This is a genomic window from Nonomuraea sp. NPDC047897, assembly GCF_043204415.1.
Lineage (GTDB): Bacteria > Actinomycetota > Actinomycetes > Streptosporangiales > Streptosporangiaceae > Nonomuraea.
The window spans coordinates 437358-463204 of record NZ_JBIDCC010000001.1; the positions used below are offsets into that span (position 1 = coordinate 437358).

27 protein-coding genes and 1 pseudogene are annotated in these 25847 nt (G+C 72.8%); 16 read left to right on the forward strand and 12 right to left on the reverse strand.

Annotation, left to right across the window (positions count from 1 at the left end):
* Positions 1 to 214: 214 nt before the first annotated feature.
* The 3 genes from ACGF0J_RS01970 to ACGF0J_RS01980 form a co-directional block, all read right to left on the reverse strand.
* A complete protein-coding gene (locus ACGF0J_RS01970) occupies positions 215 to 787 on the reverse strand; it encodes an Rv3235 family protein (RefSeq protein WP_393141355.1) in 573 nt (190 codons plus the stop codon).
* A 204-nt stretch (positions 788 to 991) separates the two neighbouring features.
* The gene (locus tag ACGF0J_RS01975; RefSeq protein ID WP_393141357.1) at positions 992 to 2326 is read right to left on the reverse strand and encodes a PTS transporter subunit EIIC; all 1335 of its coding nucleotides are present in this window, start codon (positions 2324 to 2326) and stop codon (positions 992 to 994) included.
* A 105-nt stretch (positions 2327 to 2431) separates the two neighbouring features.
* Complete coding sequence (locus ACGF0J_RS01980) at positions 2432 to 3172, reverse strand: GntR family transcriptional regulator (protein ID WP_393141359.1); 741 nt, start codon at positions 3170 to 3172, stop codon at positions 2432 to 2434.
* Between the two features lie 123 nt (positions 3173 to 3295).
* Between ACGF0J_RS01980 and ACGF0J_RS01985 the strand changes: the two genes are divergently transcribed.
* From ACGF0J_RS01985 to ACGF0J_RS02025, 9 genes are all read left to right on the forward strand, one after another.
* A complete protein-coding gene (locus ACGF0J_RS01985) occupies positions 3296 to 4330 on the forward strand; it encodes an SIS domain-containing protein (protein ID WP_393141361.1) in 1035 nt (344 codons plus the stop codon).
* Positions 4331 to 4363: 33 nt separating this feature from the next.
* Entirely contained in the window at positions 4364 to 4600 is a 237-nt protein-coding gene (locus ACGF0J_RS01990) for a glucose PTS transporter subunit EIIB (protein ID WP_393141363.1), read from the forward strand.
* 11 nt (positions 4601 to 4611) lie between these two features.
* Complete coding sequence (locus ACGF0J_RS01995) at positions 4612 to 5058, forward strand: PTS glucose transporter subunit IIA (RefSeq protein ID WP_393141365.1); 447 nt, start codon at positions 4612 to 4614, stop codon at positions 5056 to 5058.
* Positions 5059 to 5097: 39 nt separating this feature from the next.
* Positions 5098 to 5361 carry an HPr family phosphocarrier protein gene (locus tag ACGF0J_RS02000; protein ID WP_393141367.1) on the forward strand — a complete coding sequence of 88 codons (264 nt, stop codon included), beginning with the start codon at positions 5098 to 5100 and terminating at the stop codon, positions 5359 to 5361.
* Between the two features lie 96 nt (positions 5362 to 5457).
* Positions 5458 to 6828, forward strand: a complete 1371-nt coding sequence (locus ACGF0J_RS02005) for a glycoside hydrolase family 3 protein (protein WP_393141369.1) — start codon at positions 5458 to 5460, stop codon at positions 6826 to 6828.
* Positions 6829 to 6943: 115 nt separating this feature from the next.
* A complete protein-coding gene (locus ACGF0J_RS02010; RefSeq protein WP_393141371.1) occupies positions 6944 to 7588 on the forward strand; it encodes an HAD family hydrolase in 645 nt (214 codons plus the stop codon).
* Between the two features lie 34 nt (positions 7589 to 7622).
* Positions 7623 to 8120, forward strand: a complete 498-nt coding sequence (locus ACGF0J_RS02015; protein ID WP_393141373.1) for a DUF6912 family protein — start codon at positions 7623 to 7625, stop codon at positions 8118 to 8120.
* A 44-nt stretch (positions 8121 to 8164) separates the two neighbouring features.
* Positions 8165 to 8791: an HAD family hydrolase gene (locus ACGF0J_RS02020; RefSeq protein WP_393141376.1), complete on the forward strand. Its 627-nt coding sequence runs from the start codon at positions 8165 to 8167 to the stop codon at positions 8789 to 8791.
* A 107-nt stretch (positions 8792 to 8898) separates the two neighbouring features.
* The gene (locus tag ACGF0J_RS02025) at positions 8899 to 9612 is read left to right on the forward strand and encodes an HAD family hydrolase (RefSeq protein ID WP_393141378.1); all 714 of its coding nucleotides are present in this window, start codon (positions 8899 to 8901) and stop codon (positions 9610 to 9612) included.
* Positions 9613 to 9709: 97 nt separating this feature from the next.
* Here ACGF0J_RS02025 and ACGF0J_RS02030 read toward each other — a convergent pair whose 3' ends face one another.
* Both ACGF0J_RS02030 and ACGF0J_RS02035 read right to left on the reverse strand, forming a co-directional pair.
* Entirely contained in the window at positions 9710 to 10597 is an 888-nt protein-coding gene (locus ACGF0J_RS02030; RefSeq protein WP_393141826.1) for a penicillin-binding transpeptidase domain-containing protein, read from the reverse strand.
* 249 nt (positions 10598 to 10846) lie between these two features.
* Positions 10847 to 11296 (reverse strand): annotated as a pseudogene (locus tag ACGF0J_RS02035) (NTF2-like N-terminal transpeptidase domain-containing protein); the annotation flags it as partial.
* A gap of 87 nt (positions 11297 to 11383) precedes the next feature.
* On the opposite strand from ACGF0J_RS02035, the gene ACGF0J_RS02040 reads away from it, so the two are divergent.
* Genes ACGF0J_RS02040 through ACGF0J_RS02050 form a run of 3 tightly spaced genes read left to right on the forward strand, consistent with a single transcriptional unit; the run spans position 11384 to position 15188 of the window.
* Positions 11384 to 12313: a LysR family transcriptional regulator gene (locus ACGF0J_RS02040; RefSeq protein ID WP_393141380.1), complete on the forward strand. Its 930-nt coding sequence runs from the start codon at positions 11384 to 11386 to the stop codon at positions 12311 to 12313.
* Positions 12310 to 13167, forward strand: coding sequence for a serine hydrolase (locus tag ACGF0J_RS02045; protein WP_393141382.1), 858 nt, complete (start codon positions 12310 to 12312; stop codon positions 13165 to 13167). The genes ACGF0J_RS02040 and ACGF0J_RS02045 overlap by 4 nt, the downstream gene beginning before the upstream one ends.
* Before the next feature lie 59 nt (positions 13168 to 13226).
* Complete coding sequence (locus ACGF0J_RS02050) at positions 13227 to 15188, forward strand: acetoacetate--CoA ligase (RefSeq protein WP_393141384.1); 1962 nt, start codon at positions 13227 to 13229, stop codon at positions 15186 to 15188.
* Between the two features lie 12 nt (positions 15189 to 15200).
* Here ACGF0J_RS02050 and ACGF0J_RS02055 read toward each other — a convergent pair whose 3' ends face one another.
* Entirely contained in the window at positions 15201 to 15761 is a 561-nt protein-coding gene (locus ACGF0J_RS02055; protein ID WP_393141386.1) for an NADPH-dependent FMN reductase, read from the reverse strand.
* On the reverse strand, positions 15758 to 16636 hold the full coding sequence (locus ACGF0J_RS02060; protein ID WP_393141388.1) for an NAD(P)H-binding protein: 879 nt from the start codon (positions 16634 to 16636) through the stop codon (positions 15758 to 15760). The genes ACGF0J_RS02055 and ACGF0J_RS02060 overlap by 4 nt, the downstream gene beginning before the upstream one ends.
* 116 nt (positions 16637 to 16752) lie before the next feature.
* Here ACGF0J_RS02060 and ACGF0J_RS02065 point away from each other — a divergent pair, with 116 nt between their 5' ends.
* A complete protein-coding gene (locus ACGF0J_RS02065; RefSeq protein WP_393141390.1) occupies positions 16753 to 17826 on the forward strand; it encodes an AraC family transcriptional regulator in 1074 nt (357 codons plus the stop codon).
* A gap of 12 nt (positions 17827 to 17838) precedes the next feature.
* Here ACGF0J_RS02065 and ACGF0J_RS02070 read toward each other — a convergent pair whose 3' ends face one another.
* From ACGF0J_RS02070 to ACGF0J_RS02090, 5 genes are all read right to left on the reverse strand, one after another.
* Positions 17839 to 19266, reverse strand: a complete 1428-nt coding sequence (locus ACGF0J_RS02070) for an FAD-binding oxidoreductase (protein WP_393141392.1) — start codon at positions 19264 to 19266, stop codon at positions 17839 to 17841.
* 106 nt (positions 19267 to 19372) lie between these two features.
* Positions 19373 to 20875: an NADH-ubiquinone oxidoreductase-F iron-sulfur binding region domain-containing protein gene (locus tag ACGF0J_RS02075; RefSeq protein ID WP_393141394.1), complete on the reverse strand. Its 1503-nt coding sequence runs from the start codon at positions 20873 to 20875 to the stop codon at positions 19373 to 19375.
* Between the two features lie 55 nt (positions 20876 to 20930).
* A complete protein-coding gene (locus tag ACGF0J_RS02080; protein WP_393141396.1) occupies positions 20931 to 21710 on the reverse strand; it encodes a hypothetical protein in 780 nt (259 codons plus the stop codon).
* Between the two features lie 178 nt (positions 21711 to 21888).
* Positions 21889 to 23442 (reverse strand): DUF1996 domain-containing protein, encoded by a 1554-nt coding sequence (locus tag ACGF0J_RS02085; protein ID WP_393141398.1) that lies wholly within the window; start codon positions 23440 to 23442, stop codon positions 21889 to 21891.
* Complete coding sequence (locus ACGF0J_RS02090; protein ID WP_393141400.1) at positions 23439 to 24083, reverse strand: DUF4142 domain-containing protein; 645 nt, start codon at positions 24081 to 24083, stop codon at positions 23439 to 23441. Before ACGF0J_RS02090 ends, ACGF0J_RS02085 begins: the two co-directional genes overlap by 4 nt.
* Positions 24084 to 24191: 108 nt before the next feature.
* On the opposite strand from ACGF0J_RS02090, the gene ACGF0J_RS02095 reads away from it, so the two are divergent.
* The 3 genes from ACGF0J_RS02095 to ACGF0J_RS02105 all read left to right on the forward strand — a co-directional run bounded on the left by ACGF0J_RS02095 (position 24192) and on the right by ACGF0J_RS02105 (position 25833).
* Positions 24192 to 24746 (forward strand): sigma-70 family RNA polymerase sigma factor, encoded by a 555-nt coding sequence (locus ACGF0J_RS02095; RefSeq protein WP_393141402.1) that lies wholly within the window; start codon positions 24192 to 24194, stop codon positions 24744 to 24746.
* Complete coding sequence (locus ACGF0J_RS02100; RefSeq protein WP_393141404.1) at positions 24746 to 24943, forward strand: zf-HC2 domain-containing protein; 198 nt, start codon at positions 24746 to 24748, stop codon at positions 24941 to 24943. Before ACGF0J_RS02095 ends, ACGF0J_RS02100 begins: the two co-directional genes overlap by 1 nt.
* 86 nt (positions 24944 to 25029) lie before the next feature.
* Positions 25030 to 25833, forward strand: coding sequence for a tryptophan 2,3-dioxygenase (locus ACGF0J_RS02105; RefSeq protein ID WP_393141406.1), 804 nt, complete (start codon positions 25030 to 25032; stop codon positions 25831 to 25833).
* Positions 25834 to 25847 lie beyond the last annotated feature (14 nt).

Genomic DNA, 25847 nt, shown 5'->3' on the forward strand with positions numbered 1-25847 from the left:
GTCGGTCTCCCGTCCGAGCAGGCCGCCGCACCGAGCACGGCCTCGATCAGTTGTGGTGTCTCGGCCGGCGCTGCCCCAGCCGCGACCAAGCACCTACAACTCCGTATTGTCGGTAGTATAGGGAAAAATAGGGAAGTTTGAGTGCTACGGCTTCCGTGTGCCGGTCAGGGAAGGGAAGGGCCGGACGGGGCGGCCGTCCCGGCCCTTCGCCGGCTCACGCGGTCTCGAAGTCCGTGACCAGCCACTGGACGCCGCGCCGTTCGAGGCGCAGGGCGAGGACGTGACTGCGTTCGCCGCACTGGATCAGCAGGCACATCTCGACGGCGCCCTCCCGGGGCTCTGTCACGTGGGGGATCCCGGCGGACGGGTGCCGGGTGGCCCGGATCATCTGGCCGGCGCGGACCAGTTCGCGATAGGCCCGGTCGGTGAGGCGTCCGGCGACGGTCTCCGGAGGGCGGCGGCCGGCCAGGACCTCGGCGAGCGCCTGGCCCAGCAGGCGCAGGCCGCGCCCGTCCGGGCTCGCGCCCGGCGGGCCCCACACCAGCGGGTCCGTTTCGAGAGCGAGAGCGCCACGCACCGGCGGGGACGCGGCGACGCGCCGCTCGAACGCCGTCCCCCTCGCGGACGTGGCGATGGAGAGGCGGGGCGGTGTCGTCTCCTGGTCGGGTGTGGGGGTGGAGCGGTGGGGTGGTGTCGTCTCCTGGTCGGGTGTGGGGGTAGCCCGAGGTGGCGGCGGGGTGACGGTGAGGAGGTGGGCTTTCGTACGGGTGGCGTGCAGGGGGCGCATGAACGCTCCATGTCGTAGGGGGACGATCACTACAAGGAGTTTTCGGTCCCGCCTCCGGATACGCCGGACGCCAACTTTCTCGCAAACGCCGCCCGTTCGGGCCGTTGTGCGTGGAACGTCGGGACGAGCTGGCGCGGTGACGCGGCGACCGGGCCGGTGCGGGGGAAGGGGACGGGCGGGTGGGCGGCCGTCCGTAACCCCGTCTCAGGCCTGTTCGGGTGAGGCCTGCCCCGTCTCGCCCGAGTCCACGTCCGGCTCGGGTTCGCGGCCCGGGGTCATGATGTCGAGCCGGCGGATCAGCAAGCTGAACACCACGTAGTAGACGACCCCGTACACCACGCCGAGCAGCAGGATTCCGGGCAGGTTGGCGGTGTTGGCCTTGCCCGCGTTGAGCAGCATGTCGAGCAGCCCGGCGGAGAAGCCGAAGCCGAGCTGGCCGCCGATGAGCATGGTGAGAGCCATCGCCAGCCCGGTCAGTACGGCGTGCACGACGAACAGCAGCGGCGCCACGAAGATGAACGCGAACTCGATCGGCTCGGTGATGCCCGTCACGAAGGAGGCCAGCGCGGCCGAGAGCATGATGCCGCCGACGGCGGGACGGCGGGGTTCGGGCGCCGCCCGCCACATGGCGAGCGCGGCGGCGGGCAGGGCGAACATCATGACGGGGAAGAAGCCCGCCATGAACTGTCCCGCGTGCTCGGCTCCGGCGAAGTAGCAGTTCCAGTCACCGCCGAGGACCCGCCCGCCCACCTCGCACTGCGGCACCACGTGCCACACGATCGAGTTGACGAAGTGGTGCAGCCCCAGCGGGATCAGCAACCGGTTGATCAGACCGTAGATCCCGGTGCCCAACGGCCCCAGCGTGCTGAGCGCCTCACCCGCGGCGCCGATCCACTCGGCCAGCAGCGGCCAGACCCAGCCGACCAGCACGCCCAGCACCAGTGCCACGAAGGCCGTGACGATCGGCACGAACCGCCGCCCGCCGAAGAACGCCAGCCATGACGGCAGCTTGATCCGGTGGAACCGCTGCCACAGCAGCGCGGTGACCAGGCCCATGAGGATGCCGCCGAGCACCTGGGTGGGGTTCGGCACACCGTGGTCGATGACCTCGGTGACGCTCTGCCCGTCGATCTTGCGCAGCAGGACGGTGTCCCGGATGGTGGAGCCGAAGAACATCACCTTCGTCACCCGGTCGAAGACCATGTAGCCCACCACGGCCGCGAGCGCGGTCGTGCCGTCGGCCTTGCGCGCGAACCCGATCGCCACCCCCACCGCGAACAGCAGCGGGATGTTGTCCAGCAGCGCGGTCCCGGCGGCGGCCAGCACTTCGGCGACCTGGTTCAGCCAGCCGAACCCGGCGACGTCGGCCAGCCCGCCCGGCTCGGCGCCGTTGGAGCCGAGCATGTCGGGCTGTCCGAAGCGGACGAGCAGGGCGGCGGCGGGCAGGGCGGCGATCGGCAGCATGAGGGAGCGGCCGAGCCGCTGGAGCACGCTCATCACTCGTGCGAACGGCGAAGGCCTGGCGGTGGTCTCGTTCACCGGGCGTTCCTCCGGGTGATGGGAGTCGGGCCTCCGAAAGTCATGACTCGAAATCGAGGTGCCGAGGGCCGCGGCAGTGCGGCCCGTGGGGTCGGGGGCCGGTGGTCAGGTTCGCCGTACCGGCATCTCCAGGACGGTGCGGAGCTGGTAGCGGTCGGCGCGGTAGGTGGACACGCCCAGCTCGGCGCAGACGCCGCCGGAGAAGGACCGGCGCTGCAGCAGCAGCACGGCGCCGCCGCGCGGCAGCTTCAGCAGGTCGGCGTCGCTCGGGTCGGCGATCCCGCCGTCGATGGTCAGCTCGCCCGCGTCCATGACGAGGCCGTAGCGGCTCTCCAGCAGCTCGTACAGCGATCTGCCTGACAGGTCGTGCTCGGCGAGGTCGGGGGCGAGGCGGACCGGGATGTGCGCGCGCTCGATGGACAGCGGCTCGCCGTCGGCGGTGCGCAGGCGTTCGATGAAGTGGACCTCCTCGCCGGGCGTGATGCCGAGCTCCTTGGCCAGGTGGGCGCTGGCGCGCACGATCCTGCGGTCGAGGTCGCGGGAGCCCGGCGCCATGCCGCGGGCCCGCATGTCGTCGGTGAACGACGTGAGCTGGAGCGCCAGCTCGATCTTGGGCCGGGCGACGAACGTGCCCTTGCCCGGCACCCGGTGCAGGCGGCCTTCGGACACCAGATGGTCGACGGCCTGCCGCACGGTCATCCGGGACAGGCCGAAGCGCTGGCACAGCTCGCGTTCGGACGGGATCGCGGCGCCGATGCTCAGCTCGTCGCTGTCGATGAGGTCCAGCAGGATCTCTCGTAGCTGGAAGTACTTGGGCACCGGGCTGTCGGGATCGATGTGCGCCACGGATCCTCCCCTCGATCTGACCTGGGCAATGGGTTATGGTTCGTACTGGTCTAGTCCGGACTAGACCACATGGCGGAAAACAGGGTCAAGTCCGTACGGTAACGATTGAAGGATGAGCGCGCGATGACGACGAAGATGCGCAGCGAGATCGCCGAGCAGCCGGCGGCGCTGAGGGCCACGCTCGACAGCCTCCTCCCCAGGGTCGACGAGGTGAAGGCGCTCGGCGAGCGGACCCGCCAGTTGCTGTTCATCGCGCGGGGCACCTCCGACAACGCCGCAGTCTACGGCCGCTACCTCGTCGAGTCGCGCGCCGGGCGGCTCGCGGCGCTGGCCGCGCCGTCGGTGGCGACGACGTACCGGCGCAGGCTCGACCTCGACGGCGTGCTGGCCGTGGCGATCTCCCAGTCGGGCCGTACCGAGGAGATCGTGGAGACGCTCGCCTGGGCGCGCGACTGCGGGGCGGCGACCGTCGGCATCACCAACGGCGGCCCGGACAGCCCGCTCGCGCGGGCCGCCGACGTGGCGCTGTGCACGGTCGCCGGCGAGGAGAAGGCGGTCCCGGCCACCAAGACGTACACGACGCAGCTCGCCGCGCTGGCCGTGCTCGCGCTGGGCCTCGGCGCCGAGGTGGACGCGGGCGACCTGCGGCGGGTGCCGGACGCGGTGGAGGAGCTGATCGCCAACCCGGGCGACCTGGACGCGGTCGTCGAGGGGCTGGCCGACAAGCACGGGGCCGTCGTGTCCGCCCGGGGCCTCGCCTTCTCGACCGCGCTGGAGACGGCGCTGAAGCTCAAGGAGGCCTGCTACCTGCACGCCATGGGCCTGTCGTACGCCGACCTGCTGCACGGGCCGATCGCGGTCGTGGACGCGGAGACGCCGGCGGTGCTGGTCGCGGCGGACAACAGCCCGACGCTGCCCGGCACGGTGGCGCTGGCCGAGCGGGTGGTGGCGGCCGGTGCGGCGGCGTACACGATCGGCGGCGGCGCGACGCTGGCCAAGGCCGGCACGGCCGCGCTGAACGGCCCCGACCTGCCGGAGTGGGTCGCCCCGATGGGCCTCATCGTTCCCGGGCAGTTGCTCACCGAGGCGCTGGCCAGGAGGCTCGGCGTGGACCCCGACGCGCCGCGGGGCCTGAACAAGGTCACGCAGACCGACTGAGCGCCGGTTGTGCGAAAGCGAGGAGGAGACGCCATGGCGGCGGAGGCGAACGCGATCATCGCCGGGCTGGGCGGTGCCGGCAACATCATCGACATCGAGCCCTGTATCACCCGGCTGCGCACGGAGGTGCGCGACGCCTCCAAGGTCGACCGGGCCGCGCTGCGGGCGGCGGGCGCCCACGGGGTGATGGTGGCGGGCAACGTGGTGCAGGTCGTCGTGGGGCCGGAGGCCGACACGATCGCCGGCGACATCGAGGATGTCATCCGCTAGAGAGCGAGACCATGACGACTGTCCTCGCCCCGGTCGGGGGGGCGGCTGTGGGGCTGGCGGCCGTTCCCGATCCGGTCTTCTCCGCGGGCATGGTGGGCCCCGGCACGGCGATCGACCCGTACCGGGGGCCGGGTGAGGCCGTCGCTCCCCTTGCTGGGAAAATCATGAAACTGCATCCGCACGCGTACGTCATCGTGGGAGACGACGGCAAGGGCGTGCTGGTGCACCTCGGCATCGACACGGTGCAGCTCAGGGGTGAGGGCTTCCGGCTCCTCGCCGCGGAGGGCGACCGGGTGCGCGCGGGCCAGCCCGTCGTCGCCTGGGACCCCCGCCGGGTCGAGGCCGGCGGCCGGTCGCCGGTCTGCCCTGTCGTCGCGCTCGACGCGCCCGCCGCCTCGGTACGGTGCGTGGTGGCGGGCAGGGTACGGGCGGGCGACGAATTGTTTCGCTGGTTGTGAAAGGGTCCGGCTGGTCCGGACCGGTGAGAGGAGGACTACATGCCCGAACGCAGGGTCACCGTGGTCGCGGAGGTCGGCCTGCACGCCCGCCCGGCCGCGACGTTCGTCAGGGCCGCGGCCAAGGCGCCGATGGACGTCACCGTGGCGCGGGCCTCGGGGGGTGGCGCCCCCATCAACGGCAAGAGCATCCTGCAGATCCTGGCGCTGGACGTGAAGCAGGACGAGACCATCGTGATCAAGGCCGAGGGAGAGGGCGCCGACGCGGTGCTCGACGAGCTGGCCGGCATCGCCGGCTCGCCGTGAGGGCGGCCCACCGCGGGTGACGTGCGTCCGACGCCGCGGGTCCGGAAGGCGTCAAGCCGGGTCCGGGCACCGCGGAGCCTGGATACGGTGGGAAGCATGGTGGGACGGATCGGCATGGCAGGCGCGCTCGTCGTGGCTCTGGCGGCGTGCGGCGGTGGTGGCGGCGAGGCGGCCGGCGCGGCCCGCCCGGCGGAGCGGTCACCGGACGCCGCGCGGAGCGCGGCCACCGCGACCGCCGGCGCGACCCCCGAGCAGACCTCCGGACAGTCGGCCGGGCCAGGCTCCGGCGACGGGCCGGCGCAGGGCGGGGTGTCCGCGCGGCCCGCCGACGTACGGCGCGTGCTGGCCGGGATGAGCCTGGAGGAGAAGGTCGGCCAGCTCTTCATGCCCGTCCTGTACGGCACGGCGGCCACCACCGTCTCGGGCGAGAACCAGGCCAGGTACGGCGCCCAGACTCCCGCCAAGGTGATCGGCAAGTATCACCTGGGTGGCGTCATCCTGTTCCCCGCCAACGTCAAGAGCGTCGGCCAGGTGGTCGGCCTGACCAACGGCCTGCAGAAGGCGTCCCCCGACGTGCCGCTGCTCATCGGCACCGACCAGGAGAACGGCCTGGTCTCCAGGATGGGCTCGCTCATGACGCGCTTCCCCGGCGCCTCGCAGGTCGGCGCCACGAAGAGCACGGCGCTGTCGCGGGCGGTCGCCCGGGCCACCGGCGAGGAGCTGCGCGCCCTCGGCGTCAACCTCGACTTCGCGCCCGTCGCCGACGTGAACGTCAACCCGGACAACCCCGTCATCGGCCGGCGCGCCTTCGGCGACGACCCCGCGCACGTGTCGCGGATGGTCTCGGCCGCCGTCAAGGGCTTCGCCGACGCGGGTGTGGCGGCCACCGCCAAGCACTTCCCCGGCCACGGCGACACGGACGTCGACAGCCACACCGGCCTGCCGGTGATCAAGCACACCCGCGCCCAGTGGGAGCGGCTCGACGCCCCGCCGTTCAGGGCCGCGATCGCCTCGGGCGTCGACGCGGTGATGAGCGCGCACATCGTCTTCCCCAGGCTCGACCCGTCGGGCGACCCGGCGACGCTGTCCAAGCCGATCCTGACCGGCCTGCTGCGGAACAAGCTCGGCTTCCGGGGCGTCATCTCGACCGACGCGCTCAACATGGCGGGCGTGCGCAAGAAGTACGACGACGGTGAGGTGGCCGTGCGGGCCGTCCTGGCCGGCGCCGACCTGCTGCTCATGCCGAACGACTTCCCGAAGTCGTACGACGCGGTGCTGGCGGCGGCGAGGTCCGGCCGGATCTCGAAGCAGCGGCTGGACGAGTCGGTCACCCGGCTGCTGACGCTCAAGCACAACCGCGGCATCCTGGGCGGGGCGCCCACCGCGTCGGCGGCGAAGGCGGCCGAGGTGCTGCGCTCGGCCGAGCACCGCAAGCTGGCCGCCCGGGTGGCGCGCGGCGGACGCTAGCGCTCGCCGCGTCGCCCACCGGCGATGTGGACCGTCCCCGACGGGGGCTTTCGCGGCGGTCGGCAGGGCGTGCGACGCTTTACCCTGGAGCCGGATCGCGACCCGAGGAGGCGGTGTGGTCACAGGTGTTCTGATCGACTGGGGCGGGGTGCTGACGACCAGCATGTCCGAGTCCATCGCGCGGTGGATCGAGGCCGACCGCATCGACCACGACCACTACCGCGAGGTGATGTCCGAGCTGGTCAGCCAGGCGTACGGCGGCGACCGGGAGACGGTCGTGCACGCACTCGAACGCGGGGAGCTCGACGGGTCCGCCTTCGAGCGCGACCTCGCCGCCCGGCTGATGACTCTCGACGGGGTGCCGCCGGAGGCCGAGGGGCTGCTGGAGCGGATGTTCGCGGGCTTCGACCGGGTGGACGTCATGTACGACATGCTCCGCACGGCCCGGGCCAACGGCGTCAGGACGTGCCTGCTGTCCAACTCGTGGGCCAACACCTACCCGCGCGACGACTGGGACGAGATCTTCGACGCGGTGGTGATCTCCGGCGAGGTGGGCATGCGCAAGCCGGAGCCGCGCATCTTCCGGCATGCCCTCGGGCTGGTGGGGCTGCCCGGCGAGGCGTGCGTGTTCGTCGACGACATCGAGGCCAACATCGTGGCCGCGCGCGGGCTCGGCATCGCGGGCATCCACCACCGTGACCCCGACACGACTCTCGCCCAGCTTGAGACACTCCTCCGACTCCCGTTGCGCCGGGCATGATGGTGCCCCGCCCGACGCCGTTGAAAGGTTCCTGATGCGCGTCTACCTGCCGTGCACGCTGCCCGCCCTGGCCCGGGTGGTCGAGACGGGCGAGCTGGGGCCGGCTCCGCTGACCGGCTACGCGGTGACACCCGCGCTGATCGAGTGGTACGCCTCGGGCGACACCGAGGAGCTGGAGTACGTCGCCCTGACCGAGGCCGCCCGCGCCTCCCTGCGGATGCTGGCCGACAGCGGCGGCGAGGCGGCGCCGCGCCGCGTGGTGATCGCGGCCGAGGTGCCCGACTCCGCCCTGTCGGCCGGCACCGACCTCGCCGACCGGGGCAGGGTGCGGGTCACCCGGCCCGTCCCGCTGGCCAAGGTGGCCGCGGCGCACGTGGACGACGCCGACGCCGTCCCTGACGTCCTGGCCGCGATCGACGCGCTGCCCGCGGCCGACAAGGGCGACGACGACGCCCGGTTCACCGTGGACGGCGCCGAGGCGCACGAGCTCATGTGGTACGCCACCCAGGAGATCCCCGACCTGCTGGGCTGAGGGTTCGCCGGAATGTCGCCCGTGGTCGCTAGGCTGGAAGGGACATGACCAAGCACATCATCTGGGACTGGAACGGCACGCTCTTCCACGACATCGACGCCGTGGTGGGCGCGACCAACGAGCTGTTCAGCGGCTACGAGCTGCCGCCGCTGACCGCCGACGGCTTCCGCGCCGTCTACACGCGCCCGATCTGGCTGGCCTACGAGCGGCTGCTGGGCCGGCCGCTGGCCGAGGGGGAGTGGGAGCTGCTCGACACGGGCTTCCACGACCACTACTTCCGGCTGGTCGCGGCCTGCCGGCTGGCCGCCGACGCCGAGCACGCGCTGACCTCCTGGACGGGCAGCCAGTCGCTGTGCTCGATGGCCCCGCACTCCCACCTGGTGCCGATCGTCGAGTCGTTCGGCATCACCGGCCACTTCACCCGGATCGACGGGTTACTGGGTGTCACCGGCGGCGAGAAGGCCGAGCACATGGCCGAGCACATCGAGCGGCTCGGGGTGGAGCCGCGCGAGGTGCTGGTGATCGGCGACAGCGTGGACGACGGCCTCGCGGCACGCCACGTGGGCGCCCGCGCGGTGCTCTACACGGGCGGCATGACGAGCCGGGCCGATCTGCAGGCCACCGGCCTGCCGGTGGTCGACACCCTCGCCGACGCGCTCGGCCACGCCTGACGCCCGGCGGCGCCTGGGTCATGCCGGGATCGCCGGGTGTGGGCGGCGGGCCGGGTGCGGGCCGTAGTCTTGCAGGGTCCCCCCAGGAGGCCGCCATCAACCGCTTAGTGCTCTGGAACGTCGACCTGACCCTGGTCGACGTCGCCATCGTCACCCGAGACGCCTACGCCGAGGCGTTCCGCGTCGTGACCGGCCGCCCGCTGGTCAAGCTCGCGCCGGCGCTCGGCCGGCCAGACTCCGAGATCGTCTTCGAGACGCTCGCCGTCAACGGCGTCGTCGCCGAGGACGACCACCTGCCGAGGTTCCTGTCGGCGCTGGCCCTGGCCTTCGCCGACCGGCGCAGGAGGCTGGTCAAGGACGGCCGGGCGATGCCCGGCGCCAAGGACGCGCTCAGGGCCGTGGCCAGGCTCGACGGGGTGGTCCAGTCGGTGCTGACCGGCACGATCCGGGGCAACGCCGTGCTCAAGCTCAAGGCGTTCAAGCTCGACTCCTACGTCGACTTCGACCTCGGCGGCTACGGCGAGGAGGTCTACCCCAAGGCGACGCTGCTCCAGGTGGCCCAGGGGCGGGCCAGGGAGCGGCTGGGCACGCCGTTCACGGCGGCCAACACGGTCGTCATCGGCGACTCGACGCGTGACGTGCAGGCCGCCGGGATCGGCGGCGCGGCGATGATCGCGGTGGCGTCGGGCCGCTCCACGGCGGCAGAGCTGCGTGGGGCGGGGGCCGACATCGTGCTGCCCGATCTGTCCGACGCCGCCGAGGTGGTCGCGGCCGTGGCCGCGCTGACCTCCCCGGCGGACCGGGTGTCCCGCGGTGTCTGAGGGGGGTCGCGGTCTTTGACGGGGGTCGCGGTCTCTGACCGGGTCGTGGTCTCCGACAGGGGTCGTGGTCTTTGACGGGTCCCGGTCTCTGTCGGGGTCAGGGCAGGGCGTTCAGGAAGCGGGCGGCGATCGGGGCGGCGACGGCCGATCCGGCGCCGCCGCCCTCCACGATGACGGCGAACGCCAGGTCCCCGCGGTAGCCGATGAACCACGAGTGCGCGGGTGGCTCCTTGCCCGAGCCGTACTCGGCGGTGCCGGTCTTGCCGGCGGTGCCGGCCGGGAAGCGGACGGCGTGGGCGGTGCCGTCGGTGACGACGGCCGGCATGAGGTCGCGCAGCGCGCGTACCACGTCGGGCTCCAGCGGGCGGGGGCGCAGGGCGCGGTTGGGCAGCAGTCCGGCGGCGACGAGCCGCGGCGGCCGCCAGGCGCCGTCGGCGATGGCGGCGGCGACCGAGGCCATGTTCAGCGGGCTGGCCAGCACCCGGCCCTGGCCGATGGAGGCGGAGGCGAGGTCGGTGTCGTCCTTCGGGGCGGGGAAGTCGGCCTTCACGGCGGGCACGCCGGGCGTGATCGGGGCGCCGAAGCCGAAGCTCGCGGCCACCTCGGCCAGCCGGCTCGCGCCGAGCCCGGTCACGCTCATCGCGCCGAACGTGGTGTTGCACGAGTGGGCGAAGGCGTCGCGGAACGGCAGCGTGCCGTAGTCCTTGAAGCCGGCGTTGTGGAACGGGAAGCCGCCGATGTTCTGCTCGGCCGGGCAGCTCACCGTCCTGTCCGGTGACAGGCCGCCGGCGACCAGGGCGGAGGCGGTGACGACCTTGAACGTGGAGCCCGGCGGGTACGCGCCGAGCAGCGCCCGGTTGAACCCGCCCGGTTTGTTGACCACGGCGAGCAGCTCTCCGGTCGAGGGCCGCAGCGCCACGAGGGAGGCCGGCTTGCGCGCGGTCTCCAGAGCGTCGGCCCCGGCCCGGTGGACCTTGAGGTCCACGGTGGTGCGCAGCGGTCGGCGCTGCTCCGCCTCGACGACGGTACGGACGCGCTGGTCGCCGTCGTAGAGGTCGACGCGGTGCAGTTCGCCGGTGCCGAACCGGTCGGGGTAGGTCTGCCGGAGCCCTTCGACGAGTTGCTGGACCGAGCCGGGCGTGCCGGGGGTGTCGATGCGGGTGCCGTCGGCGGCCAGCACCGGCTGCGTGGGGCCCTTCGAGGTGACCAGGCGCAGGGTCCTGCCCTTGGTCATCAGCGGGTGGACGGTGGCCGGGCTCCAGTCGACCTTCCAGGCGCGGTCGTGCTCGACGAGGTGGAGCCGTCCGTCGTACGCCCACGTCCTGGGACCGGTCAGGTCGGCGCGGAAGGTCGACGCCCCGCTGTCGGCGTCGGCCGCGCGCAGGCGGAAGGCGGCGTTCGTGAGCTTGAGGTCCGCGCGGAAGCGCCGGTGCAGGCGCTCGAAGTCGGCGGGCGGGTCGGCGACCAGCTCCCGCATCCGCGCGTAGTCCTGCGCCGACCAGGCCTTCAGGTACGCCTGCGCGGTCTCCTCCGGTGTGCCCCGCGTGCGCAGGACCCAGACCGTGACGCCGGCCGCGAGGACGGGCACGAGGACGGCCGCGGTCATCCACGGCCATCGGCGTCGCCTCCGCGGCGCGTTCTCCTCCCTGAGATGCGCGTACATCGTCCCCCTTTGTGGTGCCATGGGGGAGAGGACACCAGAGCCGCTCGGTCGATGTCCAATAGTGATATGTGCGGCATACCGATATGAATGTGGCTATAGTTCCTGCTCATGGACCTCGTCCGGCATCTTCGCTACTTCATCGCGGTGGCGGAGGAACTCCACTTCGGCAACGCCGCCATCCGGCTCGGCATGGCCCAGCCGCCGCTGAGCCAGCGGATCAAGCGGCTGGAGGAAGATCTGGGCGTGCGGCTGTTCGACCGCTCCGCCCGGCAGGTCCGGCTCACCGAGGCGGGCCGGCTGCTGCTCGGCGAGGCCCGCGAGATCGTCGCCCGGGTGGACCGGCTGCACGAGCTGGCCCGCGGCGGCGGCGGCGCCGTGCTGCGCGTGGGGGTGCCGCCCGATCTCGGCGTGGCCGTGATCGCCGCCCTGATCGCCGGGTTCCGGGAGAGCCATTCCGAGATCCGGCTCGCCCCGGTGGAGATGTGGACGGCCGACCAGGTGACCGCGCTGGCCGAAGGCGCCATCGACGTCGGCATCGTGCGCCACCCCGTCACCGCGCCCGGCCTGCACCTCGGCCGGGTGCTCACGCGACGGCAGGGCGTGCTGCTCGCCGAGGAAGACCCGCTGGCCGGCGCGGGCGAGGTGCACCTGGCCGATCTGGCCGGCCGCGAGCTGCTGATGCCGCCCCGCGAGGGCGAGCCCGGCCTGCACGCCGAGGTGCTGGCCGAGTGCCGCCGCCACGGCTACGTCCCGCCGCAGGTGCACGAGGGGGCCGGGCTGGGACTGGTGCTCGCCGGGGCGGCGGTCGCCTTCGGCCCGCGGGAGGAGCTGCCGGGGCTGGCCTGGCGCCCGCTGCTAGGCTCCCCGATCACGGGCCGGGTCTCCACGGCCTGGCGGGGCGGGACGGCGGAGGTGGCCGCCTTCGCGGAGGTGGCCGTGCGGATTCTGAAGGAGCGCGCCGGGATGGCGGACGAGGGCACCGACGGTCCTGCCGTGCCTGTGCGGCGGGTCAGCCGCCGGCCCGGGGTGCTGGCGTGAGCGCCCCCGACTTCGCCGCGGCCTTCCGCGCCGCGGGCGTCGCCGGCTACCTGCACGCCCTCGACATCGACTCCGGCAAGGAGGTCGGGCACGGCTCCGACGAGCCGATGCCGACCGCCTCGGTGTTCAAGGTGCCGCTGATGGTGGCCTTCTGCCGGCAGGCCGACGCCGGGCTGCTCGACCCCGGCGAGCAGGTGACCGTGCGCGCCGCCGACCGGGTGTTCGGGCCGACCGGCGTCTCCGCGATGCTCGACGACGTCACGATGTCGCTGCGTGACCTGGCCTACCTCATGATCGCGGTGAGCGACAACACCGCGGCCGACATGCTGCTCGGCAGGGTCGGCCTCGACGCGGTCAACGCGATGCTGGCCGGGTTCGGGCTGGACGTGACCCACGTCCAGCAGAACGTCGCGGGTTTCTACCAGAGCATGGCCGAGGACACCGGGCACGGCTGGCCCTACCTCGACCCGGCGGAGCTCGCCACGCTGCGCGTGCTGGACCCGGCGCACACCAACCGCAGCACGCCGCGCGAGATGGCCGCGCTGCTGTCCCTCATCTGGCGGGACGAGGCCGCCTCCCCGGCCTCGTGCGCCTGGATGCGCGCCGTGCTCAACAAGCAGGTGTGGCCGCACCGGCTGGCCTCCGGCTTCCCGTACGACGACGTGGACGTCAGCGGCAAGACCGGCACGCTGCCGACGCTGCGCGCCGAGGCCGGCGTCGTCGAGTACCCGGACGGGGGCCGGTACGCGGTCGCCGTCTTCACCCGCTCGTTCAGCCCCGCGGTGAACCAGCCGCGCGCCGACGCCGTGATCGGCACGGCCGCGCGTATGGCGGTGAACCACCTGAGAAGGTAAGGAGTTGTGTGGGGTAGTCCTGTAGGACACGCGATCCACTGGGCGACAGGATGGGGCACATGGTTGCTGAAGGCGCACTTCTCTGGGAGCCGGACGAGGAGACCGTCGCGAGCGCGAGGCTGACCCGCTACCTGGAGTGGCTTGGCCGGCCCGGCGCGGGCTACGAGGAGGTGTGGCAGTGGTCGGTCGACAGCCCGGAGGAGTTCTGGACGTCGATCTGGGACCACTTCAGGGTGATCGGTGAGCGTGGCGACGGGCCCGTGCTGTCGGGGACGATGCCGGGCGCCGAGTGGTTCGCCGGAAGCAGCCTCAACTACGCCGAGAACGCCCTGCGCCACCCCGACGGCCCCGCCGTGGTGTTCGTCTCCGAGGACGGCGCGCGCCAGGAGCTGTCCCGCGCCGAGCTGCGCGAGGAGGTGGCCAGGGTGCGGGCCGGCCTGGTCCGGCTGGGCGTCCGGCGCGGCGACCGGGTGGCCGCCTACCTGCCGAACATCCCGCAGGCGTTGATCGCCTTCCTGGCCACGGCCTCGCTCGGCGCGATCTGGTCGGCCGGCTCGCCCGACTTCGGGGTGGCCAGCATCGTCGACCGGTTCACGCAGATCGAGCCCAAGGTGCTGATCGCGGTCGACGGCTACCGCTACAACGGCAAGGCCTACGACCGCTCGGCCGCCGTGAACGAGATCGCCGCGGCGCTGCCCACGCTGCGCGCCACCGTGTGGATCCCCTATCTCGCCGCGGCCGGTGAGGGGCTGCCGCCCCAGCAAGCCGACCCGGTGCCCGGCGGCACCGCGCAGGTGCCGCACGGCGAGGTGATCGGCTGGGAGGGGCTGCGCGCCGAGAACGCGCCCCTGGAGTTCGAACGGGTGCCGTTCGGCCATCCGCTGTGGATCCTCTACTCCAGCGGCACGACCGGGCTGCCCAAGCCGATCGTGCACGGGCACGGCGGCATCGTGCTGGAGCACCTCAAGTCGCTCTCCTTCCACCAGGACCTCGGCGACGGCGACGTGTTCTTCTGGTACACCACCACCGGCTGGATGATGTGGAACTACCTCGTCGGCGCCCTGCTGGTGGGGGCCGTGCCCGTGCTCTACGACGGCTCGGCCACCCACCCCTCGCCCGCCGTGCTGTGGCGCATCGCCGCCTCCGAGCGGGTGACGTACTTCGGGGTGGGCGCGCCGTACATCATGGCCTCGCTCAAGGTCGGCCTGCGCCCCGACGGGCTCGACGGGCTGCGCGGGGTCGGCAGCACCGGGTCGCCGCTGCCGCCCGAGGGGTTCGCGTGGGTGGCCGAGGCGCTGCCCGGTGTGCCGGTCGGGTCGTTCTCCGGCGGCACCGACGTGTGCACGGGTTTCGTCGGCGCGACGCCGCTCCACCCCATCCGAGCGGGCATCATCCCGTGCCGGTCGCTCGGCGCGAAGGTGGAGGCGTACGACCCGGAGGGCAGGCCGGTCAGCGGCGAGGTGGGCGAGCTGGTGCTCACCCGGCCGATGCCGTCGATGCCGGTCATGTTCTGGAACGACCCGGACGGCGAGCGCTACCGCGGGAGCTACTTCGACGTCTATCCGGGAGTGTGGCGCCACGGCGACTGGATCAAGATCGACGCCGACGGGAGCTGCGTCATCTACGGCCGCTCCGACTCGACCCTGAACCGGGGCGGCGTCCGCATGGGCACCAGCGAGTTCTACCGGGTCGTCGAGCGCTTCGACGAGATCGCCGACAGCCTGGTGATCGACACCGGCCGGCTCGGGCAGGAGGGCCGGCTGCTGCTGTACGTGTCGCTCGCCGAGGGCGCCGAGCTGACCGGCGAGCTGTCCGACGCGCTGCGCCGGACGCTGCGGGCCGAGCTGTCGCCCCGGCACGTGCCCGACGAGATCCGCGCGGTGCCCGGCATCCCGCGCACGCTGTCGGGCAAGAAGCTCGAGGTGCCGGTCCGCAAGATCCTGCTCGGCACGCCCGTCGAGCAGGCGGCCAACCCCGACGCCATGGCCAACCCCGAGGTGCTGGCCCACTTCAGGCCCTGACGTCAGGCCCGCTCAGGCGGCCCTGAGCGGGCGCAGCGCGGCGGACCAGGAGACGACCTGGCCGAGCATGGCGTCGAGCTTGTCCTCGTGGTGGGCGGCGGGCCGGAAGACGGTCATGTCCTCGAAGTCGGTGAACAGCGACAGCGACACCTGGCCCGACACGTCGGCGATCTTGAGCCGGCCGAGCACCTGCCGCAGGTGCTCGGCCGCCCGGACGCCGCCGTCCACCCCGTAGCTGACCAGGCCGGCGGCCTTGTCGGTCCACTCGGCATGGAGGAAGTCGAGCCCGGACTTCAGCGCGCCCGGAAAGGAGCTGTTGTACTCGGGGGTCACGAACACGAAGCCGTCGAACGTGGCCACCTTGGCGGCCCAGGCCCGCGTGTGCGGGTGCTCGTAGACGCCCATGGCCGCGGGCACCGCCTCGTCCAGGTGGGGCAGGCCGAACTCGCGCAGGTCGACCACCTCGTACTCCGCGTCGCCGCGCTTGGCGGCCAGGTCGTGCACCCAGCGGGCGACGTTCTCCGCGTTGCGTCCCGGACGGGTGCTGCCGACGACGATGCCGATCCTGATCATGAAGTGCTCCTCGGAATGGTGGTGATCTCGCCGCGGGTCCGGTCGGCCGAAGCGGTGGTCGGGTGGTCGGACCGGGGCGTCATCAGGAAGGCGGGCGCGTGGTCCGCCGCCCAGGCGTGGAAGGTGCGGGCCGGTCGGCCGGTGACCGCTTCGACGGTGGTCGTCGTAGGACCGGGCGTCCGCGTCAGCGCGGCCTGAGCCTCCAGGATGCCGTCCGCGACCTCGGGCGGCAGGCCGGCGGCGATCATGCGCTGCCGTGCCTCGCCAGGAGGCGCCTCCTCCCAGCGCACCGGCCGGCCGAGCGCCTCGCCGATGATCCGCGCCTGCCGCTCCCGGGTGAGCGACTCGGGCCCGGTGAGCAGGTAGGTCGCTCCGTCGTGCCCGTCGCCGGTCAGCGCGCGCACCGCGACCGCCGCGATGTCCCGCTCGTCCACGGGTGACATGGCCGCCCGCCCGTACGGCTCGCGGACCACGCCGGCCCGCACCTGGTCGGCCCACTGCAGGACGTTGGCCGCGAAGGCGTGCGGGCGCAGCACCGTCCATTGCAGGCCCGACTTCTCGACCATCGACTCCACCTCGCGCTCGTGGTCGCGGACGGCGGCCGAGGACAGGTACACGACCCGGCGGGCCTGCCCGGCGATCACCTCCAGCAGCTCAGCCGCACCCTCCCCGGTGGCGAACGGCCAGACCAGGAACACCCCCTCGACGCCGCGAAGCGCCGGCAGCAACGACGTGGGCTCCCGCAGGTCACCTACGAATTCAGATATGTCAGATCTTCGGGTCAGGGATCTAGCCTCCGTCCCCGCCTCTTCCAACTGCGCGACCACGTGACGCCCGACCCGGCCGGTCGCCCCGGTCACCAGAACCGCGCTCATCGGCTCTCCTTTCGTCTCGACCACACTAGGAGCGGGCAGGGAGACAACCAATGCTGCAGAGTCTGGCTTTTATACGCGTACGTCTCGCGAAATAGGGCATGCGTAGACTGGCCCGCATGGACGTGTTGAGCGACGTGATGGCCATCGTGCGCACCGGCCGGCCCCGGTCCGCCCGGGTCGAGTGGCGCGCGCCGTGGGGGCAGCGCTTCCCCGCGGTGCCCGGATCGGCGGGCTTCCAGGTGATCCTGCAGGGCGGCGCGTGGCTGCTCCCGCCCGCGGGCGACCCGGTGCAGCTCTACGTCGGCGACGTGGTGTTCTTCCCCCACGGGCACGGCTACGCCCTCGCCGACGGGCCGGCGACGCCCGTGGCCGAGGTCGCGTGCGACCCGGCGGAGGAGGGCTCGCTGTTCGCCTCGGCGTCCATCGACGGGCCGGGCGCGACGACGGTGACGCTCTGCGGCGGCTACCGGCTCGACGCCGGCCGGGCCCACCCCGTGCTGCGCGAGCTGCCCGAGATGATCCACCTGCCCGCCCGGCTCGGCCACCACCCCGAGCTGCGCGCGGCCGTCGACCTGCTGGCCGCGGAGATCACCGCCCCCCGGCTGGGCGCGGACACGATCGTCGGCTCCCTGCTCGACACGCTGCTGGTGTATATCCTGCGGGCCTGGTTCACGGCGGAACGCGAGCACTGCCAGGCGGGCGGATGGGCCGCGGCGCTGGGCGACCCCTCGGTCAGCGCCGCCCTCGACGCCATGCACCGCGACCCCGACCATCCGTGGACCGTCCAGGAGCTCGGCGCCCGCGCGGGCCTGTCACGGGCCGCCTTCTCGCGCCGCTTCACCGCCCTGGTCGGGCAGCCGCCACTGGCCTACCTCACCTGGTGGCGGCTGGCCACCGCCGCCCGCCTGCTGCGCCGGTCCGACGCCTCGCTGGGCGAGATCGCCGCCCGGGTCGGCTACGGCTCGGAGTTCGCGTTCGCCAACGCCTTCAAACGCGAGTACGGCATGCCCCCCGGCCGCTACCGCCGCGAGGCCTGCCCGGTGCCGCCCGACGACACCGCCTGGTCAACGCGCCCGGCCCACCCGGACGGTGAGGGCGTCGGTCCCGCCCGAGCGCGGGGTGAGGGCCTCGGTCCCGTCCAAGCGCGGGGCGAGGCGGCGGCCGGACGCGCGCTGCCCACCGGGGCCTGAGCCCCGGCCGGGTCACAGGCCCTGGGGGAGGCGGAAGACGCGGGCCGGGTCGTAGGCGGCCTTGACCTGGGCGAGCCGGGCCGCGTTGGGGCCGAAATAGGCCGTGCGCCAGTCGGTCAGGTCGGGGTCGGCGTAGTTGACGTAGGCGTGGTCGCCGAGGTGCGGGGCCAGCTCGCTGTGGATCCGGCGCAGCCAGGCGCGGTCCCGGCCGTCGGCGTTGTACTGCACGCTGAACAGCGCCGCCCGGTGCGGGAAGGCCGTCGCGTCCGGCCGGACCCGCGCCACCGCGCCGCCGAGGGCGTCCAGCATCACCAGGTGCCGGCCGGGCCGCGCCACCCCGGCCACCAGCGCCCGCACGCCGTCCGGCGGCAGCGGCCGGTAGGCCAGATGCGACTTGGCCACGTAGACCGCCCGGCCCAGCCGCCCGTGCGGGGCGGGATGGCACTGGGCCACCGACAGCGACGAGCAGCCGCCCATTACCTTCATCGCCTCCAGGTGCGAGGTGCGGGTGACCGAGCGGGACGACGGCCGGCCCGCCCGGGCCACGAGCGGGCCGAGCAGCCGGTCCAGCGCGGCCCGGCCGCCCCGGTGCACCCCCGACAGCCGCACCTCCGGCCCGCCCGCGCCGCGCGCGAGGGCGAGCGAGGACCACAGCTCGTCGGGCGCGCCCGGTGCCCACGCCTGCCAGGCCCGCACGGTCGCAGCCGCCCTGGACCACGGCCAGCTCAGGAAGAACACGTGCAGGTCGCGGGCCGGATGCGTGCGGAAGGTGAACGACACGGCGACGCCGAAGTTGCCGCCGCCACCGCCCCGGCAGGCCCAGAACAGGTCGGGATGGCGGCGTTCGTCACAGGTCAACAGCCGGCCGTCCGCCGTCACGATGTCGACCGACTCCATCACGTCGCAGGTCAGGCCGTACAGGCGGGACATCACGCCGATCCCGCCGCCGAGCGCGAGGCCGCTCAGCCCGACGCTCGGGCAGGTGCCCGCCGGGATGCTCACCCCGTGCCGGGCCAGTCCCGCGTACACGTCGATCAGCTTCGCCCCGGCGCCGATCGTGGCGCGGCCGTCGCGGTAGCGGACCGCGTCCATCCGGGAGACGTCGATGACCAGCCCCGTGCCGGTGGACCAGCCGCCGTAGGAGTGGCCGCCCGAGCGGGCGGTGACCGGCAGCCGGTGCTCGCGGACGAACGCCAGGCAGCGGGACACGTCGGCCGCGCCGGCGCAGTAGGCGACGCCACGCGGCCGCACCACGTCGTACACGGGGTTGAACAGGCGCCGGGCCGCGCCGTAGCGGGCGTCTCCGGGCAGCACCAGCGTCCCGGCGAGCCGGCGGCGCAGCCCGGCCCAGTCGGGCGCCGCACCCGGCCCCAGCCCGGCCTGGGCGGATCCGAGCAGCGGCGTCACCGCGGCGGCGCGGAGGAAGTCTCGACGGTCCATGGGGCCTCCGATGATCGGTACGGGCACCTGGGTGAGACGCTGTCCCAGTATCCCCGGTTCGGGTGCCCGGCCCGCCCGGACGCACTTCGGACGGGCCGGGCGGCTCTCACCCCGACCTGACGGCCACCGGCGTGGTCTCCGCCAGGCGCAGCGCCAGCGCCGGGCACATGTCCACCGCCCGGCGCGCCTCCTTCACCATCCAGCCGGGCACGGTCCGGAACGACGGGAACCCGAACCCGTCCAGCTCCACGAACTCCGGCAGCAGATGCGCGCACAGGCCGTGCCCCTGGCAGCGGCTCCAGTCGACGTCGAGGCGGTAGTCGGGCTCCACCTCCGGCTCGGGCAGCGGCAGCACGCCGCGCACCGGCCGGCCGCACGAGCCGTGGTCGCGGTGGACCGCGATCTCGCTCTCGAACGTGTCCAGCGCCGACAGCACGAACCTGGCCGTGCCGTCCGGATGGAAGCAGGCCCCCCGCCGCTCGACGGTGCGCACGGCCCGGCGGACGGCGTCCGTGGAGCCGCTGCCCTCGGTCAGCTCGATCAGTTGCCTGGCCACCTCGGGCAGGCCGAGGCGGCACGGCCCGCACTGGCCCGCCGACTGCGAGGCCAGGTAGGCGGTGATCCGGGCGGCCTCGCCGAGCGGGCACGTCGTCTCGCCGAGCGGCACGATGATCCCGGCGCCGAGGTCGGCCCCGGCGGCCTTCATGCCCGCCCGGGAGACCATCGCGTTGACGGCCGCCTCCGGGGCCAGCCACGCGCCGTGGTAGCCGCCCACCAGCACTCCGTCGCCCGGATCGGCGTCGCACAGGTCGAGCACGTCGGCCAGCAGGGTGCCGGTCGGCACCTCGACGACCGCGTTGCGGCAGGCGCTGCCGCTCATGGTCAGCAGCACCGTGCCGGGCTCCCGGCTGGTGCCCACCTCGGCGTACGCCTCCGGGCCCATCTCGACCAGCAGCGCGAGCTGGGCGTAGGTCTCGGTGTTGGACAGCAGCGTCGGCAGCCCGTCCACGCCGCTGTGCGCGGCCCTGCGCTTGCGTCCGGGCGGGATGCCCTCCAGCCCGTTCACGGCGTTGACGAGGGCCCCGCCCTCGCCGGAGATGAACCGCTCCGGCAACCCGACGACGCGGATCGGGATGTGGCTCTCGGCGGCGCCCGCGACCTTCGCGGCCCGGCGCTCGTTCACGGCGGCCATGATCGACCCTTCGGCGACCTCGCCGGCGGCGGTCGCCACGACCACCTCGCGGGCGTTCAGCGCCTCGGCCGCCAGCACCGCCCCGTCGAGCACCAGGTGCGGGGCACGGGTCAGCAGCATGGCGTCCTTGGAACTGGCCGGTTCGCCCTCGGCGCCGTTGACCAGCACGACGCTCTCGCGTGACCCGGCCGCGTCGGCGACCGCGCGCAGCTTGCGGCCGAACGGGAACGCAGCCCCGCCCCTGCCGCGCATGTCCACCTCGTTCGCCATGGAGATGAGGGACTCCACGTCGCGGGGGACGGGCTCGCCGTGCACGGTGCGGTGGGCGGGCAGGTCCAGGCGCCGGGTGTGCTCCAGCCCGGCGGTCAGGCGGGCCGGCCCCAGCCGCGTCACCTCGGGCACTCGGTGCGGGATCACATGGTCTCCTGGGCGTCGCTTCGCGGTGTCGTCCTCTGGGGGGAGTGGCGGGGGGTCATCCGGCCTCCCGGTACCTGCGCCGGGCGGCGGCGAGGCTCACCGGCGCGTTGATCTCTTCGGGCCGGACGAGCGGCTCGGCCGACACGGCCGGGCCCGCCACGGCCTCCGGCAGGGTGACCGGACGCAACAGCGTGGCCAGCACCCGCACCAGCAGGGCCGCGCCGACGGCCGCGAGGCAGGCCGCGTACGACCAGACCACCCACGCGGCGGCGGACCGGCCGGCGGTCAGCCCGTGCAGCACCGCGACCGGCCAGGCCAGGTAGGCCCCGCCGTGCAGCATCCGCCACATCCACGGCCGGCCGCTGACCGCGAACCGGCCGCGGATGACGCCCGTCACGAGCACCATGATGATCAGGTTGAACGAGACCGTGCCGAGCGCCACCCAGAGCCCGGCGGTCGGCAGCACGACGGCGGTGACCGGGACGTGGCTCAGCGTCATCATGAGGACCACGTGCGTCACCAGGTAGCCCAGGCCGATGACGGCGGTCGCGCGGTGGGCGAGCTGCGCCCGCACCCGGTTGGCCGGGGAGAGGAAGACCCGCTCGGTGGTGAGCAGGCCCAGCCCGACGGTCGCGGTGAACAGCATCAGGGCGAACACGCCCGCGTAGAGCTCGAGGAAGGCCACCCCACGGCCCAGGAGCGCCATCCCGCGTTCGGTCCTGGCCAGGGCGAACACGGACAGCGCCACGGCGGCGATGGCGGCGCTCGCCGCCAGCCGGACATTGCGGGAGTCCAGCCTGGTGGGGGCGTGCCGGGGGGTTCGTCTGTGGAGCATGGATGGGTTTCCCTCCAAGGTCGGTTGAGGGTGCGCCTCGGGAGGGTCAGGCAAGCCTGACGGCGCCGCCCGACCGGATCGCCCGCCCGATCCCGTCCCGTTCCCGCCGGGGGAGGCGGGAGCGGGCGCGGGTGGGGCGGTGGGACCGGGGCGGGCGGCCGGGTGGGGCGGGGTCAGGTCAGCAGCGGCGGCCCCGGTTGATGCAGTCGACCACGAAGCGCATCAGCCGGTCGGGCATGACGTTGGCGAAGTCCGCGTGATCGGTGATCGGGTTGTGCAGCTGTTCCGGGAACGCGTCCAAGGCGTACGACGGGCCCTGCGGAACGGAGTACGTGAGTGTCATCCGCAGCTGCGGGATGGCCCTGGTCCCCTGGGGACAGGCGCCGCTCTGGTCGGGGAAGACCACGTGCGAGCGATGGTTGGCGCTGTCGGTGTTCTGGCCGTCCCAGCAGCTTGGGAAGTCCAGAATACGCACCACCTGACTGCCGCGCGGGCAAAGCGGATATTTGGTGGTGATCCGGTTGTTGAAGCCGCTGCACGTCCAGGCGGCGCGGGCGTTGGCCCCGCCGTTCGTGGCGGCCTTGGCGTCGCCAGTGATCAGCCGCAGGAACCTCGGCATCGGGCTGACCCGGGAGACCGAGTTGCCCCGGAACTGCAGGATCACCTGGCGGGGTCGCAGCACGCGGCCGACGTTGCCGTCCGGGTCCTCGATGTTGTCGTCCACCTTGCGGTCGCGCAGGACCGGCCAGAAGTAGGTCGACCTGTCGCCCAGCCTGCAGGTGGTGCCCGCCGCCGCGAGGCTCTGGTCGGTGGAGAAGGCGTCCGTCGACAGGTTGCCGACGTAGTCGTGCAGGTGGTGGGCGCCGTTGGACACGCCGGGGGCGACGATGAAGTTGTCCGGGTTGTTGTGCCCGTTCTGGTTCGTGCCACAGCGCGAGACGAACGAGCCGCGCGAGCCGCGGCGGCCGCGCGGCGGGTCGATGGAGGTCGGCTGGACCTGGCGGATGTCGACGAAGTCGGTCACGAACGGGCCGAGGTCGGCGCAGTCCTCGCCGCCGCCGTTGCCGTCCGTCCTGGTGGGGGAGGGGGACGGGCTGGAGGTCGGGCGCTGGGTGGGACGGCGGCGGAACTGCTGGCCCTGGTCCTGTGCCCCGGGGTCCTGGGCGCCGGGGTCCTGCGCGCCGGGGTCCTGGCCCTGGTCCTGGTCTCGGTTCTGGCCCTGGTCCTGGCCCTGGTCGTCGGGGTTCTGGTTGCGGTCGCGGTTCTGGTTACGGTTCGGGTTCTGGTCACCCTGGTCCCGGCCGTCGGGGTTTCCGTCCTGGCCCTGGTCGTCGGGGTTCTGGATCGGGTCGAGCGCCTGGCTGAGGGCGCCGCCGCCCGAGACGGGCTGGTCGCCGTCCTCCTGCCGGTCCTGCCGCTGCCCGCCGGTGCCGTCCTGACCGTTTCGGTCGCCGGGGTTCCGGTCGCCGGCGTCCTGGTCTCGGTTCTGGCCCTGGTCCTGGTCTCCCTGGTCCTGGCCGCCGGGGTCCTGACCTCCGGGATCTTGACCTCCGGGATCCTGGTCCCGGTCCTGGTCGCGCTGGCGTTGGGACTGCGACTGCCCTCGGTTCTCGCCCGGCTCGCAGTGATCCGCGAGCACCGGACCGGCGCTGATGACGGCCGCGGACACCAGCCCGCCCGCCACCACGGCCAGGGCCGACACGGCCGCGGCCAGGCGTCTGGAACTACTCATTGTTGTCTCCTTGGGTCGACCACTGCTGGGGCGGGTGGACTGGCCGCGGGAAGCGCGGGTTCGGGCAACTGGTCGTAGGCGACCAGCCCGGTGGACTCGAGCAGCGTCATGTGCTTCAGGACCACGTTCAGCGTGTGCTGGCTGAACCTCCTGATCTCGCTGTTGCGGGTGCCCGCCCGCACGCCTGCCACGACGGAGAAGACCTTGCCGTGGGCCGCGCGCAGCAACTGCGCGAAGTCCTTGTCGAACGCGGAGCCGCTCTGCGCCCCCAACTGGGCCATCCAGCTCTGTTGGTCCGGACTGGGGACGTCGGGCAGCGCGACGCCGAGCCGGGCCGCGTACTGGCGGGTGACCAGGTCGAGCTTGGTGTGGTCCTCCACCAGGTGCATCCCGACTTCCTTGACCCGCTGCGAATCGGCGCGCTCCTGGGCCAGCCGGCCCATGGGTATCTCCCAGAGTCCCGCCTGCCGGACCTTGGCCAGCAGGTCGCGGTCCGCCGGCCCTAGCGGGCCGGAGGGCAGCACCGACCACTCGGCGGACACGGGCGCGGTCGCGGGTGGCATGACCAGCAGGATCGTCACCACCGCGGCCACGGCGAAGCCGCCGAACATGAGGACCTCACCGCGTAAAAGCCTGTGCATGGTGGGAGGTACGCGGGCATCAGCGGGCCGGTTCAGCCATACCGGTGAATAGTTACAAATGACCGTAGTTATCGGAGTGGCTACCGGACGCATAACGAAGGTGTAAAGATGTGCCCCGTGCTAAGTCACCTCGACGGCAGGTTCGAGAGTGCGGATGCCGAGGCGGAGCACCGCATCGCGGTCCTCTACCAGGAGTTCGGCGGCCCTCTGCTGCGCCACATACGCAAGTCGACAGGTAACGACCTCCAATGGGCTGAGGACGTCGTGCAGGAGACGCTCGTCCGCGCCTGGCGTAACTCGGCAAGACTGCAATGGGAACCGAGCCTCATCTGGGCGTGGCTGCTGACCGTGGCCCGCCGCATCGTCATTGACGGGCGCCGGCGCAAGAGTGTCCGGCCCCACGAGGTCGAACCCCCCGAAGTTGACATGCTGGCCGTCCCCGACGGGTCGGAACGGGCGTTATCGGCGATCGTCGTGGCCGAGGCGCTCCGCAGCCTGTCCGAAGAACACCGCGAAGTCATTGAGCAGACCTATCTCAGGGACCGTACGATAAGTGAGGCGGCGGAAATCCTGGGGATCCCGCCGGGCACGGTGAAGTCCCGGCTCTACTACGGCATCCGGGCTCTCCGCGAACATCTGCGGGACAAGGGGGTAGCCGGGTAATGCACGAGGAGGTGGCCGCCTACGTCCTGGGCGTCCTCGACGAGGAGGACATCGAGGCGTTCGAGCGCCACCTCGACACCTGTGCGTCGTGCCGGCGCGAGCTCAAGGAGTTCGCCGAGGTCCCCGCCCAGCTCGACGAGCTGAAGCACTCCCCGTCCGCCTCCGAAGACGATCCCCCACGCTCCATGTCGCGTTGACGTACTCGCCCTTTTCGGGTGATATCGGTACGGCAAGGCGAACGTCCGGTCAGCGACGCCCGGACGAGATCGGGGAGGTGTGTTCGGTGGGGCACAACGCCGATGCGGCCGTCCCCCCGGACAGGCGGTTCGGTGAGGAGGGCGGCAGGCTCTCCTACGGCGGCTACCTCCGGTTGCCCGAGCTGCTTGCCCAGCAACGGCCCCAGTCCGAGGCGCCCGACGAGCTGCTGTTCATCACGATCCACCAGGTCTACGAGCTCTGGTTCAAGCTGCTGCTGCACGAGCTGGAGAAGGCCCGCGACGCGATGTCCGACGGCGAGCTGTGGCTGGCCAGGCACCAGTTCGGGCGGGTGCACGCGGTCGAGCGGGTGCTGGTGCAGCAGGTCGAGGTCCTGGAGACGATGACGCCTCAGGACTTCCTCGCCTTCCGCGCCCATCTGGCCCCGGCCAGCGGGTTCCAGTCCGTGCAGTTCCGCGAGCTGGAGTTCCTGTCGGGCGTGAAGGACACCGGCTACCTGACGCGGCTCAGGGACGCCGACGAGACCGAACTCGCCAGACTGCGCCGCAGGCTGGACGAGCCCACGTTGTGGGATGCTTATCTCACCGCCCTCTCCCAGCGTGGGCTGCCGGTCTCGGACGACGAGATCATGGGCTCGCTGCTGGCCGTGGCGAGGGACCGCCGGTCGTACGACGACCTGTGGCAACTGGCCGAGGATCTGCTCACGCACGACGAGACCGCCGCGCAGTGGCGGACCCGGCACGTGCAGATGGTCGAACGGCAGATCGGCACGAAGTCGGGCACAGGCGGCTCGACGGGCGCCCCCTACCTGCGCGGTAGGACGCGTCTGCACTATTTCCCGCTGCTGTGGGAACTTAGGGCCTGGCTATGAATGTATATGGCAAA